This window comes from Stenotrophomonas sp. Pemsol, assembly GCF_003586545.1.
GTDB classification, from domain to species: domain Bacteria; phylum Pseudomonadota; class Gammaproteobacteria; order Xanthomonadales; family Xanthomonadaceae; genus Stenotrophomonas; species Stenotrophomonas sepilia.
This window is the reverse complement of sequence record NZ_CP025780.1, coordinates 1,818,690-1,835,653: the sequence shown is the minus strand read 5'-3', so window position 1 is coordinate 1,835,653 and position 16,964 is coordinate 1,818,690. Positions and strand designations below refer to the sequence as shown.

The window sequence follows — 16,964 nt, the reverse complement described above, 5'->3', positions numbered from 1 at the left end:
TACGCAGTCCCCTGTGGCCCGCGACAGGGCCGGCCTGAGATCCATGGCGCGCCAGCAGCTGGCGGCAGTGTTCCTGCTGTCGGCCGCAGCCGCCCGGGCCAGCGCGCCGCCGGACGCTCCGCCGGTGTACTTCGACTGGTTCGAGTACCGCGGCAATGACCAGGCGTTTGAAGTGCCGCTGCCGGCCGGGCACTACCGCAATCCGGTACTGGCCGGCTTCCATGCCGATCCCAGCATCGTGCGCGCGAACGGCCGGTTCTATCTGGTCAATTCCAGCTTCACCTACTTCCCGGGCATTCCGGTGTTCGAGAGTGCTGACCTGGTGCACTGGAAGCAGATCGGCAATGTGATTGACCGCCCCACGCAGCTGGACTTCGACGGGCTGAGCGTCTCGCGCGGCATCTTTGCCCCCACAATCGAGTACCACGACGGGGTCTTCTACGTGGTGACCACAGCCACCGACAGCGGCGGCAACTTCATTGCCACTGCGCGCGACCCGGCCGGGCCGTGGTCCGATCCGCACTGGCTGCCCGGCATCGATGGCATCGATCCATCACTGTTTTTCGACGACGACGGCAAGGTGTACCTGATCAACAACGATGCACCGCCCGGTCCGCCGCGCTACGACGGGCACCGCGCCATCTGGATGCAGCAGATCGATCTGGCGGCATTCAAGCCGGTCGGGCCACGCCGGGTGCTGGTTGATGGAGGCGTGGAGCCGGCGAAGAATCCGATCTGGATCGAGGGACCGCACATCTACAAGCGGGAGGGCTGGTATTACCTGTCCGACGCTGAAGGGGGTACCGGGCCGCAGCATTCGCAGGTGGTGCTGCGCAGCCGCGCGGTGTGGGGACCCTACGTTGCCTATGCGGGCAATCCGATCCTGACCCAGCGCGAGCTGCCGGACGACCGTCCGCTTCCGATCACCAATGCCGGCCACGCCGATCTGGTCGAAGGCCCGGATGGCTCGTGGTGGGCGGTGTTCCTGGCCAGCCGCAACTATCAGAAGCGCCACTACAACACCGGGCGCGAGACCTACCTGTTGCCGGTGCGATGGCAGGATGGCTGGCCGCAGATCCTGCCGACCGACCAGGCCATTCCCTACGTGGCCGAGGCGCCGTCGTGGATGCAGGGCGAGGCATCGCAGGCCCCGTCGACCGGCAATTTCGTGGCGCGCGACAATTTTGATGGCCCAGCGCTCGATCGCCAGTGGCTGCGCGTGCGCGTGCCCAGGCATGCCTGGGCTGACCTGCACAAGCGCCCCGGCCTGCTGGCCGTGCACCCGCTTGCCGAGGATCTGGACACGTTGCGCAATCCGGCATTTCTCGGCCGGCGCCAGCAGCATCTGCGCTTCGAGGCGAGCACCGCGATGACCCCGCCCGCCCCCGGTGTCGCCGCCGGTCTGGCGGCGTTTCAGAGCGAGGCGTACTGGTACTTCCTCGGCGTTCGTGACCTTGGCGGGGGGCGCCTCTCGCTCTTTCTCGAAGCGCGTGACGGGGGTGGCAGCACGCGGACGCTGGCCAGCCATGACGTGCCGGCGTCTGCAGCGCTGCGCCTGAAGATTGCCGGCAACGAGGGCGACTACGCGTTCTCGTTCGACATCGGCGACGGGCAGGGCTGGCAACTGCTCGCAGGCGACGTGGACGGCACCGTTCTGAGTACAGACCGGGCAGGCGGCTTCGTGGGCGCACTGCTGGGTCCCTTCGCGCGCGACGAGCGCACCGGGAGAAGCAAATGAGACTGTCGATTTCGTCCAGGACCCGCCTCCGTACGTGGCGTGGCCGGGCCACCGTGTTCGTCCTGAGCTGCGTGGCGGCCGCCGCATCCGCGGCCGCGCCACGGCCCTGGCTGGATGTCTCGGCAAGCTTCGAGCAACGGGCCGCCGCACTCGTCGCGCAGATGACCCTGGAAGAGAAGGCGGCGCAGATGCAGAATGCCGCGCCGGCAATCGAACGGCTGGGTGTGCCCGCCTACGACTGGTGGAATGAGGGGTTGCATGGCGTGGCACGGGCAGGGCAGGCCACGGTGTTTCCGCAGGCAATCGGCCTGGCCGCGACCTTCGATGTACCGTTGATGGGGCAGGTGGCCACGACCATCAGCGACGAGGCCCGCGCAAAGCACCACCAGTTCCTCCGCGAAGGCGCGCATGGCCGTTACCAGGGCCTGACCTTCTGGTCGCCGAACGTCAACATCTTCCGCGACCCGCGCTGGGGTCGCGGACAGGAGACCTACGGCGAGGATCCCTACCTCACCGCGCGCATGGGCGTGGCCTTCGTACGCGGCCTGCAGGGCGACGACCCCGTCTACCGCAAGCTGGACGCCACCGCCAAGCATCTGGCCGTGCACAGCGGGCCGGAGGCCGACCGCCATCACTTCGATGCGAGGCCCAGCCGGCGGGACCTGTATGACACCTACCTGCCGGCGTTCGAGGCGCTGGTGAAGGAGGGCGAAGTGGATGCGGTCATGGGCGCCTACAACCGCGTGTACGGCGAGTCCGCCAGCGCCAGCCGCTTCCTGCTGCGTGATCTGCTGCGACGCGACTGGGGCTTCAAGGGCTACGTGGTCTCGGACTGCTGGGCCATCGTCGACATCTGGAAGCACCACCGTATCGTCGGCACGCGCGAAGCCGCCGCGGCGCTGGCGGTCAGGAACGGCACGGAGCTGGAATGCGGCCAGGAGTACGCAACGCTGCCTGCGGCAGTGCGCCAGGGGCTGATCAGCGAAGCGGAGATCGACGATGCGGTGACTCGCCTGTTCACCGCACGGATGCGCCTGGGCATGTTCGATCCGCCGGAGCGGGTGCGCTGGGCGCGCATTCCGGCCTCGGTGAACCAGGCGCCGGCCCATGATGCGCTTGCCCTGAAGGCCGCGCAGGCCTCGCTGGTGCTGCTGAAGAACGATGGCATCCTGCCGCTGTCGCGCGACACCAAGCGCATTGCCGTGGTTGGACCGACCGCCGACGACACCATGGCGCTGCTCGGCAACTACTTCGGTACACCGGCCGCGCCGGTCACCATCCTGCAGGGCATACGCGAGGCGGCCAAGGGCGTTGAAGTGCGTTATGCCCGCGGCGTGGACCTGGTGGAAGGGCGCGACGATCCCGGTGCCACGCCGTTGATCGAGCCGAGCTTCCTGCGGCCCTCGGCGGACTCGCCCGAGCGCGGCCTGCGCGGCGAGTACTTCCGCACGCCCGACCTGTCTGGCACTCCGGCCCTGGTGCGGACCGACGCGCAGATCGGCTTCCGCTGGGACCGGGGCTCGCCGACCGACAACCTGCTGGCACGCGGCGAAGCGGCACCGGGGCAGGGGATTCCCAACGACCGCTTCAGCATCCGCTGGAGCGGCCAACTGCTGCCCCCCGTGTCCGGTCGCTACCGGCTGGAGGTGGCCGGCGATGATGGCTACCGCCTGTACCTTGACGGCAAGCGTGTGGTCGATCACTGGGTGAACACGGATCGCCTGCATGCCGAGGGTGTCGAACTCGACCTGCAGGCGGGGCGTGCCTATGACCTGAAACTGGAATACTACGACGACCAGCGCGATGCCGGCGTGCGCCTGGGGTGGCGCATGCCCGGTGCCAAGGCGCCGTTCGATGAAGCGCTCGATGCCGCACGCGAGGCCGATGTGGTGGTGTTCGTCGGTGGACTCACCGGCGATGTCGAAGGCGAGGAAATGACGGTCAACTATCCGGGATTTGCCGGTGGCGACCGCACCGACCTGCGGTTGCCCGCGCCGCAGCGCACCCTGCTGGAGGCCCTGCACGCTACCGGCAAGCCGGTGGTGATGGTACTCACCGGCGGCTCGGCCATCGCGGTGGACTGGGCGCAGGCGCATCTGCCGGCGATCCTGATGAGCTGGTACCCCGGGCAGCGCGGCGGCACCGCCGTTGGCCAGGCGCTGTTCGGCGACGTCAATCCCGCCGGCCGTTTGCCGGTCACGTTCTACAAGGCCGGCGAAGCGATGCCGGCATTCGACGACTACGCCATGGAGGGCCGCACCTACCGCTACTTCCGCGGCACGCCGCTGTACCCGTTTGGTCACGGGCTCTCGTACACGCGCTTCGATTATGGTGCGCTCCGCCTCGATGCGGACACCATCGGCGCCGATGGCCGCCTGGGCGTGGCGGTGGATGTGACCAACGCGGGCACACGCAGCGGTGACGAAGTGGTACAGCTGTACGTGCGGCGCGAACACGCCGGTGGCGGTGATGCCGTGCAGGAACTGCGCGGCTTCCAGCGGGTCCATCTGGCTCCGGGCGAACGCCGCACGGTGACGTTCACCCTGCAGGCAGCGCAGGCCCTGCGCCACTATGACCAAGCGCGTGCGGCGTACGCCGTGCAGCCCGGTGCCTACGAGGTCAGGGTAGGGGCGTCCAGTGCCGATATTCGTGCGCAGGGCAGGTTCAGCGTGGTGCCCGCGCATGACTGATCGCCCTCGTCGGCATCGATTCCCCTTCGACCAGATCCCTTTTCCAGGACGTCCGCTGCATGGCAAGCACTGAACACGCGCTGTCGGTACGCGAGAAGCTCGGCTACAGCCTGGGCGATCTCGCTGCCAACCTGATCTTCCAGACCCTGATCACCTACCTGGCATTCTTCTACACCGACGTCTACCGCCTGCCAGCTGCGACCGCGGCCACGATCATCTTTGTGGTCGGCCTGCTGGGTGCGTTCGTGTTCACGCCGTTGATCGGCATCGCGGCCGACCGAACGTCCACCCGCTGGGGCCGCTTCCGCCCGTGGATCCTGTGGACGGCCATCCCCTTTGGCGTACTGTCCCTGCTGGCGTTCAGCACCCCGGACCTGGGCGAGCGCGGAAAGGTGATCTATGCACTGGGCACCTACGCGCTGCTGGTCTGCGTTTACGCCGCGAACAACCTGCCGTACTCGGCGCTGAGCGGCGTGCTGACCGGCAGCATGGCGCAGCGCAACAGCCTTTCGGCTTACCGCTTCGTGGCCGTGATGATCGCGCAGTTCATCATCCAGGTGCTGCTGATGCCGCTGGTGCTGATTCTGGGTGACGGCGACCGGGTGCGCGGCTTCGAACAGGTCATGACCGCCTTCGCACTGATCGGAACAGTGTTCTTCCTGATCACCTTCGCCACCACCCGCGAACGCATCGTGCCGACGCGCGAGCAGACCGGCGGCATAGTGCAGGACCTGTCGGACCTGCTGCACAACAGCCCGTGGCAGGTGATGCTGGCGCTGACCGTGCTGGTGTTCATCAACCTGGCGTTGAAAGGCGGCACCTACATCTATTACTTCCAGTACTACATGAGCGAAGCGGCGCTGGCCAGCTTCCTGGAAAACTCAGGCTTCAATGGCCTGATCAGTGCATTGAATGGCGCCCTCGCCAGCGCCGGTTTCGCGGCGTTCACCTGGCCGAAGGACGCGGCCACCTCGGCGTTCAGCCTGTTCAACGCGTGCGGCATCCTCTGCATGATCCTGGGTATTGGTGCATCACGGCGGCTGGCGGATCGCTTCGGCAAGCGCGATGTCTTCGGGGGCGCCTTGTTTGTTTCGACCCTGTTCCTGCTGGCCTTCTACCTGTTCCCACCCACGGCGGTGGCGGTGGCGTTCGCAGCCTTCATGCTGCATGGCTTCTGCTATGGCATCACCATCCCGTTGCTGTGGGCGATGATCGCCGACGTCGCGGACTACTCGGAGTGGAAGAACCATCGAAGGGCAACGGCGATCATCTTCTCGGCGATGCTGTGTGGGCTGAAGATCGGCCTCAGTGTCGGCGGCGCACTGGTCGCCGCGATCCTTGCCCACTACGGCTACCAGGCAGGCCTGGTGCAGCAGCCTGAGGCCGTGGTGCAGGGCATCCGCTTGACCGTAAGCGTCTACTGCTCCCTTCCGTTCCTGCTCGCCGTCGCGCTGCTGTTCTTCTACCGGATCGACAAGCGCGCGGAAACCCGCATCGAGCAGGATCTCCACCTGCGTCGCCGTTCCGCCGACGCCTCCGCGTAACGCCAAGATGACAACCATGATCGACCTCTCTGCCGGTGAAGACGGCCAGGCCAGCGAAGCCCGTCTTGCGCAGCTCAGCGCACACGCCATTTCGCAACCGCTGGTGACCCACATCTACACGGCCGACCCTTCGGCACACGTGTTCGAGGGACGCCTGTACATCTATCCGTCGCACGACATCGACGGTGGCCAGCCCTTCGACGATGAAGGCGGCCATTTCGGCATGCAGGATTACCATGTGCTGAAGATGGATACGCCCAACGGCACTGCCGTCGATTGCGGCATGGCGTTGCACGTGCGCGACGTTCCCTGGGCGCGGAAACAGATGTGGGCCCCCGACGCTGCCTGCCGCGATGGCCGCTACTACCTCTACTTCCCGGCCAAGGACGCCGAGGGCCGGTTCCGCATCGGCGTGGCAATCGGTGCGCGACCGGAGGGCCCATTCGTGCCCCAGCCGGAGCCGATCAAGGGCGCGTACTCGATCGACCCGGCCGTGTTCGAGGACGACGATGGCAGCCACTACCTGTACTTCGGCGGCATCTGGGGCGGGCAGCTGCAGAAGTATCGTGACAACCAGTACAGCGAGGCCCACGAGGAACCCGAGGGCAGCGCGCCGGCCCTGGGGCCGCGCGTGGGCCGCCTGGATGCCGGAATGACCGAACTGGCCGAGCCCACCCGCGAAGTGCAGATCCTGGATGAGCATGGCCAGCCGCTGCGTGCGGACGACCATGCGCGCCGCTTCTTCGAAGGCCCGTGGCTGCACAGGTACCAGGGTCGCTACTACCTGTCGTACTCCACTGGCAACACCCACCAGCTGTGCTACGCCATCGGCGACAGCCCGTATGGACCGTTCACCTATGCTGGCGTGATCCTCACCCCCGTGGTCGGTTGGACCACCCACCACTCCATCTGCCAGTTCCAGGGACAGTGGTACCTGTTCTATCACGATGCGCTGATGTCCGGCGGCATTACCCACCTGCGCTCGGCGAAGTGCACGCCGCTGCACATGGAGCCGGACGGAAGCATCCGCACGATCAATCCCTATGGGGCCTGAGCGCATGTTGCCGAGGGATGATGCGCTGGCCCCGCTGCCGGCCGGTCAGCTGCACTGGCTCAGATGCGGCGAACTGGAGGTTGCGCTCGCCGCAGCGGCGGGCGGGCGCATCGCGCACCTGCGTTACCGGGGCGTGGATTGGCTGGTGGATGCGCAGCAGGCGGGCACGGCGGCGATCGCGTGGGGCTGCTACCCGATGGTGCCGTGGGCCGGGCGCATCCGCCAGGGACAGTTCTGCTTCGACGGCACGCCGCATGCGCTGCCGCTCAATTTCGGCGGGCATGCCATCCATGGGGTTGGCTTCTCGCGACCCTGGCAGATCGACCGGCTGGATGCGGCCGCAGCCGAGTTGTCGCTGCAGCTGCCGCGCGACAGCTACTGGCCCTTCGGTGGCGTCGCCCTCCAGGAAGTGAGCCTGCACCCTCACACCCTGCAGCTGCGCCTCTCGGTCCAGGCGGGCGGACAGGCGATGCCGGCGGTGCTGGGCTGGCACCCCTGGTTCAGGAAGCCGGACCGGTTGCTGTTCAATCCTCGCGCGATGTATCCGCGGGACAGGGAAGGTATTGCCACGCTGCCCCACGTGGAGCCCACCACCGGCCCTTGGGATGACTGCTTCGTTGCCGACGGTGACGTCACGCTGGTACGCGAAGGCCAACGCCTGCGGCTGAGGTCGGACCGCGACCACTGGGTGGTCTACGACGCTGCGCCGCACGCCACCTGTGTCGAACCGCAGAGTGGCCCGCCGGACGGCTTCACGCTGGCGCCGCACCGGCTGGAGCCTGGCCAGCGCCTCGCGTTGACGTTCGAACTGGCGTGGGTGGCAGACAGCAGCTGAAGCCCGGCCAGGGCCCGCAATCGCCCTGGTTCCGGAGTATCGGTACGCCGCCTGGACCGGGTGTGGACCCTGGTGCCTGACACGGGCTGCGCCTGACCGACACGCGCGATCTGCTACAGGTTCCAGTCAACCCGCATGCCCGCGATCAGTGCATTCGGCAGGTCCCGCTGCCGCGCAGGTTCGTTGAACGGGTCCGGATGCACGATGTAGTGCAGGTTCGGTGCAATCCTGAGCTGCGGGGTGAGCTGGATGCCATAGCTCAGCTCCATCATCACCTGGCTTCCGTGCGGGGTGCCGCTGCCGCCGGCGGCAGCGCGGGCCAGGCGGAGGTTCTCCAGCGCGATGCCGCTGTACTTCTGCCGGGTGACGACGAAGCCGATGCTGTCCTGCGGCCGGCGGGCGAACGTGCCTTTCTGCACAAGCCCGGCCTGCAGGAAGTGATCCTCGATCAGCTGCCCGGAGGTACCCTTGAGCGCGGCGCCGAAAAGGGTCAGGCCGCGGCCATTGCCATCGCCGGTAAGCTGCTGCTCGAAGCGCGCGAACGCACCGGAGCGACCGTGGCGTGCCGCGTACTCCTGGCCACTGAGCAGCGCGGGAATGCCGTTGGCATCGCGCAGCGGATCGCGATAGGTCGAGTTGTCCTGCCAGCCACCGAGTTCGTAGCGGGCTTTCAGTCGTGCCGAAGCCGGGCTGCGCCAGCCGATCGTGTAGGGCACGATCCACCCGGTGGCCTGGTTCGTATTCCACTTCAGGCCATGCTGGCCATCCTCGGCCTGGCTGGGATCGACCTGGTAGGCACCGATGCGGACATAGACATCGGGCGTCACCCAGGCCGTGGCGTCGGCCATCCAGCTCGACACCGGCCACCAGGTGAAGTTGCTGGTGCGGAAAACGTAGGTCGGGTTGCCGCACGCCGAGTTGCCCTGGAAGTACTGGCACAGCTCCGACCCGAGGTGGTGGATGTTGGCGACGCTGCGACCGGCCTCCAGCACCAGCCGGTCGTTGAACAGCTTCTGTTCCAGGGTCAGGTTGGCCAGGCGGGTCCCCTGGCCGCCGTAGATTTCCTGCACCGAGGTGCTGTTGCCGGTGCTGCTGTTGGCGAGGTTGGTGCCGTGGCGATTGATGCCATAGGCCTTGATCGTGGCCCCCCGCCAGCCGAACGCAGCGTCGAGGTCAACATCGGCGCCGAACATCAGCTGGCCGGCGTAAGCGGTGCCGCTGCGCTTGCCACCATCGAGCGTGGCGGCCGCCTCGCCGGTGTAAGCCAGTTTGGGAGTGAGGACATCACTCGCGTTGGCAGCTACGGTCAGTGAGGGCAGGGTCAGCAGGATCGCTACCGGCACCAGGCGGCAGGAAGGGCAGGTCATGGGCGGGGTTCCTTTTACAGGGTGGGGGCCGTGACCGGCTTCTTGAGGATGCGCAGTGCAATCGCGGTGACCGCCACGCCGGCCAACAGCGCCAGCAGGTAGACACCAAGATGGGTGACCGCGTTCGGGATCGGCAGCACGAACACACCGCCGTGCGGCACCTTCAACTCGACGCCTGCGGCCATCGAGATCGCACCGGCCACGGCCGAGCCGAGGATCAGCGCAGGAATGGTGCGCAGCGGATCGCGTGCCGCGTAGGGAATAGCCCCCTCGGTCACGAAGCTCAGGCCGAGCACGCCGGCGGCACCGGCAGTGCCGCGCTCCTCGGCAGTGAAGCGGTTGCTGAACAACCACGTCGCCAGCGCGATGCCCAGCGGTGGCGTCATGCCGCCGATCATGGTCGCCGCCATCGGCGTGTAGACCTGGCTGGAAATCAGGGCGGTGGAGAAGGCGTAGGACGCCTTGTTGACCGGTCCACCCATGTCAACGGCCATCATGCCGCCCAGCAGCAAACCGAGCAGGATCGCGCTGCTGCCCTCCATGCCGCGCAGCCAGTCGGTCAGCCAGGCCAGCAGTGCGGCCACCGGCGTGCCGATCACGTACATCATCAGCAGGCCGACCAGCAGCGTGCCCAGCACCGGCAGGATCAGCACCGGCATGAGGCCTTCCAGGCTGCGCGGCAGGCGCAGCGCACGGTTGATCCAGTGCACGCCATAGCCGGCGATGAAGCCCGCCAGGATGCCGCCGATGAAACCTGCGTCCATGTTGACCGCAACCAGCCCGCCGATCATGCCGGGCGCGATGCCGGGGCGGTCGGCGATGGAGTAGGCGATGTAGCCGGCAAGCGCCGGCACCATCAGCATGAAACCGGACTTGGCGCCGATCTGGAACAGCGACCAGGCCAGCGTTCCCTTGTGGGCATCGTCGAAGGCATAGATGCCGCCGAGCGCGAACGCCAGGGCGATCAACAGGCCGCCGGCTGTCACGAAAGGCAGCATGAACGACACCCCGGTCATCAGGTGCTTGTAAGGGCCGGTGCTCTTGTTCTTTTCTGCGGTACGGCCCGAAGCCGCTGTCCCCGCGTGCACGCCGGCCTCGGCCAGCGCCTTGCGGATCAGGTTCTGGCCGTCATTGATCGCCGGCTTGGTACCACTCTTGAACAGGCGCTTGCCAGCGAAACGCGCCAGATCGACTTCGCGGTCGGCGGCGATCAGCACCACATCGGCAGCGGCGATTTCCGCATCGCTCAACGCATCCTGCGCGCCGACCGAGCCCTGTGTTTCCACCCGGATCGCATGGCCCAGCGCTTTGGCAGCCTGTTGCAGGCCTTCTGCCGCCATGAAGGTGTGAGCGATGCCGGTGGGGCAGGAGGTGACGGCAACGATGCGCTTGCCAGCCCCGGTGGCGGGGACACTGGCCGGCGCGGCTGCGAGCGGTGCAAGCGCGGCGACCGGATCGTCCAATACCTCGCCCAGGCTGGCATGCACGATCCGGGCATTGCCGAAGCGTGCGATGTCTGCCTCGCCATCGCCCACCAGCAGCAGTTGGGTCGCGGAGGTGGCGTCCGAGGCGGGCAGCGCGCCGGTCACGCCCTGGTCGCTGCGGATTTCGATCATCAGCTCAAGCCCGCGCTGGCGGGCCGCGCGACGCAGAGCCTCGGCGGCAAGTACCGCCTCGATGCTGCGTTCGCCAGCGGCGATGACTACGGTGGAAGCGTGCATGGGAACTCCTGGAATGCTTCGGGTTCGTCCTTGCCGGAGGCATCGCGGGTGGCCCGAAGCCAACCGCTGCTCCTCCGGCAGGTGTTTCAATCCAACCACTCGATCAGTACATCGCCGGCCCCGGCGCGCACATGCGCCGGATCGAGCCGCCGCGCGTCTCCGCTATCCAGCCGGCTCATCGAGAACGCCGTGGCCAGTCGTGCACAGGCGGCGAGGTCGAGGGAGCGCTCCAACAGCGCGGCGGCGATGCCGGCGACCATGGCATCACCGGCGCCCACCGTGCTGCCCTGGGCCAGACGCGGCGGTCGCGCGACCAGGGCGCCGGCGCGATCAATGAACAGCGCGCCGTCGGTCCCCATGGAGATGGCAACGAGTGCGACACCGCGTTCGACCAAGGCCTGGCCTGCAGCGCGCAGTGCGCTGCGATCCGGCAGCGACGTGCCGGTCCAGGCCTCCAGTTCGTGGCGGTTGGGCTTGATGGCGTAGGGCAGCGCGCCCCGCGCGCCGTCCAGCGCAGCTGCAAGCGCATCGCCGCTGGTGTCCAGCAGCACGCGCGCACCGGCCGTTCCGGCCTGCGCCTGCAACCGCGCCCATGCATCGGCCGGCAGTCCGTGCGGCAGGCTGCCGGACAGCACAACCGGCAGGCCGGGCGCGAGCAGGGCGCCGAGCTGGCGCGACACCGCGTCCAGGCCGGCAGCGTCCACGGCCAGGCCTGGCAGGTTGATGTCCGTCGTTTCGCCGTTGGCCTCTTCGACCAGCTTGATGTTGGTGCGGGTATGGCCCGGAACGCGCAGGCAGCCGTCAATGATGCCCCGCTCACGGAACAGCGTTCGGAACACGCCGTCGTTGCCGTCGCCCAGCACACCCAGCGCGGTGATCGGCACGCCCCAGTCGGCCAGGCAGGCCGCCACGTTGATGCCCTTGCCGCCTGCGTCGTCGCGGGAGCTGCCGGCGCGATGCACCCGGCCTGGCTGCAGGCGGGCCAGGCGCACGGTCTGGTCGATGGCCGGGTTCAGGGTCACGGTGACGGCGCGGGCAGTCATGCGCGCGCTCCATCGAGGCCGCGCACCTGCTCGGCGGTTTCGCACCCCAGTGCGGTGCTCGCCAGCGCTTGCAGTTCGGTCATCGCGGTGCCACGCAGGCGCGCCTTCACCGCCGGGATGTCGTTCGGAGTCATCGACAGTTCGTCCACGCCCAGGCCAGCCAGCAACATGGCGCCGAAGGGATCGCCGGCCAGGCCGCCACAGACGCCGACCCAGCGCCCATGCAGCCGTGCGCCTTCAACCGTGGCGCGGACCGCGCGCAGCACCGCCGGATGCAGGCTGTCGGCCTCGGCGGCGAGTTCCGGGTTCTGGCGGTCGATCGCCAGCACGTACTGGGTCAGATCATTGGTGCCGATCGAGAAGAAGTCGGCATGGCGCGCCAGTACGTCGCTCTGAGCGGCGGCAGCCGGCACTTCGATCATGATGCCGATCGGCACCACCGGCGCCTCCAGCTCGGCACGCAGGCGCTCACAGATGGCGCGCAGTGCGACCAGCTCGGTCACCGACGTGATCATCGGGAACATGATGGACAGGCGTGCACCGTCCTTGGCGGCGCGATACAGCGCACGCAGTTGCGGCTCCAGCAGGTCAGGGCGGCGCAGCAGCAGGCGCGCGCCGCGCACGCCGAGGAACGGGTTCTCCTCGCGTGGCAGTTCCAGGTGCGCCACCTGCTTGTCGCCGCCGATGTCGAGCGCGCGCACGATCAGCGGGCGGCCGTTGAGTGCCTTGGCCATCGCCAGATAGGTGGTGTACTGCTCCTCCTCGCTGGGCGTACTGCCACGTTCGAGGAACAGGAACTCGGTGCGCATCAGGCCGACGCCTTCCGCACCCTGTTCCAGTGCCAGTGGCACCTGGTCGGGCAGGTTGACGTTGGCGCCGATGTCGATGCGGTGGCCGTCGGGGGTCTGGGCGGGTTGCGCGCGTTGCGCGGCTTCGCGCTCGCGGATCTGCTGCTGTTCGGCGATCCATTCGCGTGCCGAGGCGAGATCGGCTTCGGAGGGGGACAGGTAGAGCCGTCCGCTGCTGCCGTCCAGGATCGCTTCGCGGCCTGGCTGGATCGCCAACAGCCCGGCGCCGCCGGCCACCAGCGCCGGCAGGCCCAGCGTGCGCGAGAGGATGGCGGTGTGCGAGGTCGGCCCGCCCTGCGCGGTGGCCAGGCCGAGCACGCGACCGGTGTCGAGATTGGCGGTATCCGAAGGCGACAGATCTGTGGCGATCAGGATGCACGGTTGCGACGGCAGATCCGCCAGGCCACCACCTTCAGCAGAAGGGTCAAGCTGCGCCAGCACGCGTCGGCCGACATCACGCAGGTCCGCCGCGCGCCCGGCCAGCACCGGATTGCCCAGCGCCGCCAGCCCGGAGGCGATCTGCTCGATGGCCTGGTGCCATGACCACGCCACACCATGGCCTTCGACCATCAGCTGGCAGGTGCGGGTGATCAGGTCGGTGTCGTCGAGCAGCGCGGCCTGCGCCTTGAAGATCGCCGCATCCGAAGCGCCAAGGCGGCGCTGGGTGTCGTCCTGCAGAGCGGCCAGCTGCTGGCGGGTGCGGCCGAGTGCATCCTGCAGGCGTGCGCCGCCCTCGCCAAGCGGGGCAGGACGGTCGGTGACTTCCGCCTGCGTGCTGGCCAGCACATGCACCGGGCCGATCGCCAATCCGGGGCTGGCGCCGATGCCAATGATCGTCGCCTGCGCTTCGGGCGGTTTCCACCCGGCGACAGGGGCTGCTGCCTTGCGCTGGGCTGCACGCTCGGCATCAGCCCTTTCCTGTGCGACCAATCCATCCATGACCTTGCGCAGCGCAGCCAGCAGCGCGGGGGCATCGGCGCCCTCGGCAGAAACACGCACGGCATCGCCCTCACGCAACCCGAGCTGAAGCAGCGCTACCAGACTCTTGGCATCGGCCGCCTGATCGCCCACGCGGACCTGCGCGCGGGCTGCGAAGCCGCGCGCCGTCTCGGCCCAGCGCGTGGCAGGACGGGCGTGCAGTCCGTTGGGGTAGGCGATGGTCCATTCGAAGCGCTCGGCCAGATCCACCGCTGGCGCGTGGGTGGCGGCAATCGCAACATCGCCGGCCAGCGCGTTCACGATCTCGCCCGCCTCGGTGGTGGTGAACAGCCGCTGCAGCGTGGACTCGTCCTGGATCAGCCGGGTCAAGCGGCGCAGCACCGTGATGTGGGTATCCGACTGGGCAGCGATGCCGACCACCAGACGGGTGATCTGTCCCGGGTTCCATTCCACGCCTTGCGGCAACTGCAGCACGGCGATGCCATCGCGGAGCACCAGATGGCGGTCCTCGCCAAGCCCGTGCGGGATTGCTACGCCGTGTCCAAGGAAGGTGTTCGCCAGCGTTTCGCGCCGCCCCATGCTGGCTTCGTAACCCGGCGCCACGCAGCCGGACGCGACCAGCATCTGGGCGACCTGGGCAATGGCATCGGTCTTGTCCTGCGCCCGCGCGTCCAGGCGGATCAGTTCTCGGCTGGCCGGGGAAGGGGAGGTCTGGGGCGACAAAGGGGGCTCCGCGGAAGGGGTGGCTGAGATGTATTGGGAACGTTCCCACTCGCCATTTCAATGTGCAGTGCACAAAAATCCAATAGTCCTTTGGCGTTAACATGGTCCTGGACGGCCGTCCGGCCCAGAAAAGCGCTCGATTCCGGGAACGATACCAGTGAGCATCAGCATCAATGACGTCGCACGCGTGGCGGGGGTATCCAAGTCCACGGTGTCGCGGGTGCTCGGCGGCGGCCCGGTCAGCGAGGCGGTGCGCGGCCGGGTGGAGGCGGCGATCCGCCAGACCGGATATCACCCCAACCTGCAGGCAAGACGCCTGCGCGCCCGGCATACCGGCATCATCGGCCTGATCGTGGCCGATATCCGCAACCCGTTCTTTACCGCGCTGATCCGCGCCGTGGAGGAAGTCGCGTACCGGGAAGGCCTTCGCGTCACCCTCTGCAACACCGATGAGGACCCCGAGCGCGAGGCGCTGTATCTGCAGTTGATGCATGAGGAACGCATCAGTGGGCTGATTTTTGCGCCCACCCGGACCACGGTGGGGCGGCTGGACCGGCTCACGCTGGATTACCCGACGGTACTGGTCGATCGTGCCGCACCCGGTGGCTCGATCGACAGCGTGGTCCTCGACAACGCAGCGGCGATGGCGGGCCTGGTCGAACACCTGGCCGAGCGCGGCTATTGCCGCATCGGTGGCCTGTTCGGCAGCACCAGTACCACCGCGGCCGAACGCCGCGACGGCTATATCGCTGCAATGCGCAGGCACGGGCTGGAACCGGACTACCGCGAGGTAGAGCCCACGGCCGAGGCCGCCATCGCAACGGTCGAGCAGTGGTTGACCAGTCCGTCGCGTCCCGATGCGCTGGTCGCCAGCAACAGCCTGCTGCTCATGGGCGCATTGAAAGCGGCCCGCAGCGCTGGGCTTGCGATTCCAGGAGAGCTGGCGCTGGCAGGCTTCGACAACGAGCGATGGACCGAGCTGGTCGAACCGGGTATTACCGTGGTCGAGCAGCCGGTTGAAGAGATGGGGCGAGCTGCGATGTCGTTGTTGCTGGAGCGCCTACGCATGCCGGAGCTGCCGGTACGCAGACTGGTGATGACGGGAAGATGCGTGGTGAGAGGGTCAACGGCTGCGCGATAGTCCGGCGCCGCGTCTGCGGCAGTAGCAGTCGCAGTCCATGAGGCTGGCACTGGGGTGTTGGCGGGGCGCGCGTTGTCTGCTAAAAGCCATCTGGACACGCAGACCGGATGGGTCATCGCCTTGTCAGAGCCTTATTCAGCGCTGTTGCGCCTGCAGTTGCGCCACGAAGATCTCTCCAGATGGCTGGCGGCGCCCCTGCCTTCGCCATCCCGATGGTCCGACTGGCGATGCATCGCCGGGCCGTGGCGCTTGGGCAACGGTGAATGCCTGGCGTCTTCAAGCGACGAGGCGTTGGATGAACTGCTCATAGCCTGCCAGGCCCTGCTGGCCCGCTACCCCGACAATCGCGCCGCATTGAAGGCCTTCCTTGCATCCGCGCAGGCCGAGAATATCCAGGTTGCCGCCTATGACCGCACTGGTACGCACTTTGTTGCGGGATCGCTGACGTATTCGGAAAGCCTCTACGATCTCATCGCGTTTCTGGCTGTGGCACGGGGCGCGGCCGATTTCCTGAAGGCGGGCGACCACGGGGTGGCACTGGTCCACGACTATCTCTGGGCAGAGGAAGGTGAGCGCGAGACCGTTGCCGCGATTGCCCTGGCCGGCCAGGGGGAATCCGGATTCCTTTCTTCCACGGACCTGGATACCGCTGCCGCGCCCTTCGACGCCTTGGTGGATGCCATGCTGGAAGCTGAGGACGACCCGGCGTTTGAACCACGCAATCAGCTTGATCAACTCTGACCGGCACCGCGTGGAATCCAGAAAAACGACAGCCAGGACCCCGATATGAAAGGACATCACGCCCGCCTCGCGCACCGCCGCATGCGTTGGCTCCTGACACTGTGCCTCGGCGCCCTGGTGGGACCCGCCGTGGCAGGCACAACGCAACCGGAACGCACCTGGTTTGTCAGTGGTGCGGAGCTCATCACGCTGCTGCAGGGCAAAGGCGCTGACGGGTTCTGCGATGGCGAACACTGCCGGGGGCTGTCCAGCGCCCGGGCCAGCAGCTATATCCTGGGTGTCGCCGATGCCAGCCGCGGTCAGTGGTGTGGGCAGGGCCGGATCCTTCCGCATGAACTGGTCGATCAGGTGTCTTCCCATCTCCGGCAGCTGCCCCGCGTGCGATTGCAACAGGATGCGTCTCCCCTGGTTGTCGAAGGGCTGCGCGCGGCGTTTCCCTGTGGTCGCGGCACATCGCCTGGTGGCAGTGCCGAGCCCGGCAAGGCACGCTGAGACGCGTGGGCTGGGCGTTGGCAACGCGGGCTGCAGCCTGCGTAATGAACACATCGGTGTTCTGCACGCTGGCGACACGATGCATTCA

The 16,964-nt window shown here is 67.6% G+C and carries 12 protein-coding genes; 8 read left to right on the top strand and 4 right to left on the bottom strand.

The window, feature by feature from the left end:
* Positions 1–43: 43 nt before the first annotated feature.
* The 5 genes from PEM_RS08570 to PEM_RS08550 are packed head-to-tail and all read left to right on the top strand — an operon-like array spanning position 44 to position 7,861.
* Positions 44–1,738 (top strand): glycoside hydrolase family 43 protein, encoded by a 1,695-nt coding sequence (locus PEM_RS08570; protein ID WP_111128076.1) that lies wholly within the window; start codon positions 44–46, stop codon positions 1,736–1,738.
* Positions 1,735–4,428: a glycoside hydrolase family 3 protein gene (locus PEM_RS08565; protein WP_111128074.1), complete on the top strand. Its 2,694-nt coding sequence runs from the start codon at positions 1,735–1,737 to the stop codon at positions 4,426–4,428. Before PEM_RS08570 ends, PEM_RS08565 begins: the two co-directional genes overlap by 4 nt.
* 59 nt (positions 4,429–4,487) lie before the next feature.
* Positions 4,488–5,972, top strand: coding sequence for an MFS transporter (locus PEM_RS08560; RefSeq protein ID WP_111128073.1), 1,485 nt, complete (start codon positions 4,488–4,490; stop codon positions 5,970–5,972).
* 16 nt (positions 5,973–5,988) lie between these two features.
* Positions 5,989–7,026 carry a glycoside hydrolase family 43 protein gene (locus PEM_RS08555; RefSeq protein WP_111128071.1) on the top strand — a complete coding sequence of 346 codons (1,038 nt, stop codon included), beginning with the start codon at positions 5,989–5,991 and terminating at the stop codon, positions 7,024–7,026.
* Positions 7,016–7,861 (top strand): aldose epimerase, encoded by an 846-nt coding sequence (locus PEM_RS08550; protein WP_111128070.1) that lies wholly within the window; start codon positions 7,016–7,018, stop codon positions 7,859–7,861. The genes PEM_RS08555 and PEM_RS08550 overlap by 11 nt, the downstream gene beginning before the upstream one ends.
* Before the next feature lie 113 nt (positions 7,862–7,974).
* Here the strand turns inward: PEM_RS08550 and PEM_RS08545 are convergent, their stop codons facing one another.
* From PEM_RS08545 to ptsP, 4 genes are all read right to left on the bottom strand, one after another.
* Positions 7,975–9,228, bottom strand: a complete 1,254-nt coding sequence (locus PEM_RS08545) for a carbohydrate porin (RefSeq protein WP_111174907.1) — start codon at positions 9,226–9,228, stop codon at positions 7,975–7,977.
* Positions 9,229–9,242: 14 nt separating this feature from the next.
* Positions 9,243–10,949 carry a fructose-specific PTS transporter subunit EIIC gene (locus PEM_RS08540; protein WP_119706093.1) on the bottom strand — a complete coding sequence of 569 codons (1,707 nt, stop codon included), beginning with the start codon at positions 10,947–10,949 and terminating at the stop codon, positions 9,243–9,245.
* Between the two features lie 86 nt (positions 10,950–11,035).
* Positions 11,036–11,992, bottom strand: a complete 957-nt coding sequence (locus tag PEM_RS08535) for a 1-phosphofructokinase family hexose kinase (RefSeq protein ID WP_119706092.1) — start codon at positions 11,990–11,992, stop codon at positions 11,036–11,038.
* A complete protein-coding gene (ptsP, locus tag PEM_RS08530; protein WP_111128447.1) occupies positions 11,989–14,502 on the bottom strand; it encodes a phosphoenolpyruvate--protein phosphotransferase in 2,514 nt (837 codons plus the stop codon). Before ptsP ends, PEM_RS08535 begins: the two co-directional genes overlap by 4 nt.
* Before the next feature lie 157 nt (positions 14,503–14,659).
* On the opposite strand from ptsP, the gene PEM_RS08525 reads away from it, so the two are divergent.
* The 3 genes from PEM_RS08525 to PEM_RS08515 are packed head-to-tail and all read left to right on the top strand — an operon-like array spanning position 14,660 to position 16,876.
* On the top strand, positions 14,660–15,643 hold the full coding sequence (locus PEM_RS08525; protein ID WP_005416586.1) for a LacI family DNA-binding transcriptional regulator: 984 nt from the start codon (positions 14,660–14,662) through the stop codon (positions 15,641–15,643).
* Positions 15,644–15,697: 54 nt separating this feature from the next.
* Positions 15,698–16,384 (top strand): hypothetical protein, encoded by a 687-nt coding sequence (locus tag PEM_RS08520; protein ID WP_111128448.1) that lies wholly within the window; start codon positions 15,698–15,700, stop codon positions 16,382–16,384.
* A gap of 45 nt (positions 16,385–16,429) precedes the next feature.
* Positions 16,430–16,876, top strand: coding sequence for a Rap1a/Tai family immunity protein (locus PEM_RS08515; RefSeq protein ID WP_240431602.1), 447 nt, complete (start codon positions 16,430–16,432; stop codon positions 16,874–16,876).
* Positions 16,877–16,964: the final 88 nt, after the last annotated feature.

Excerpts from the sequence above, each read along its gene's own strand:
- PEM_RS08540 (WP_119706093.1), bottom strand. The coding sequence starts at position 10,949 with ATGCACGCTTCCACCGTAGTCATCGCCGCTGGCGAACGCAGCATCGAG.
- PEM_RS08570 (WP_111128076.1), top strand. The coding sequence starts at position 44 with ATGGCGCGCCAGCAGCTGGCGGCAGTGTTCCTGCTGTCGGCCGCAGCC.
- PEM_RS08555 (WP_111128071.1), top strand. The coding sequence starts at position 5,989 with ATGATCGACCTCTCTGCCGGTGAAGACGGCCAGGCCAGCGAAGCCCGT.
- PEM_RS08560 (WP_111128073.1), top strand. The coding sequence starts at position 4,488 with ATGGCAAGCACTGAACACGCGCTGTCGGTACGCGAGAAGCTCGGCTAC.
- PEM_RS08565 (WP_111128074.1), top strand. The coding sequence starts at position 1,735 with ATGAGACTGTCGATTTCGTCCAGGACCCGCCTCCGTACGTGGCGTGGC.
- PEM_RS08545 (WP_111174907.1), bottom strand. The coding sequence starts at position 9,228 with ATGACCTGCCCTTCCTGCCGCCTGGTGCCGGTAGCGATCCTGCTGACC.
- PEM_RS08550 (WP_111128070.1), top strand. The coding sequence starts at position 7,016 with ATGGGGCCTGAGCGCATGTTGCCGAGGGATGATGCGCTGGCCCCGCTG.
- PEM_RS08515 (WP_240431602.1), top strand. The coding sequence starts at position 16,430 with ATGAAAGGACATCACGCCCGCCTCGCGCACCGCCGCATGCGTTGGCTC.
- PEM_RS08535 (WP_119706092.1), bottom strand. The coding sequence starts at position 11,992 with ATGACTGCCCGCGCCGTCACCGTGACCCTGAACCCGGCCATCGACCAG.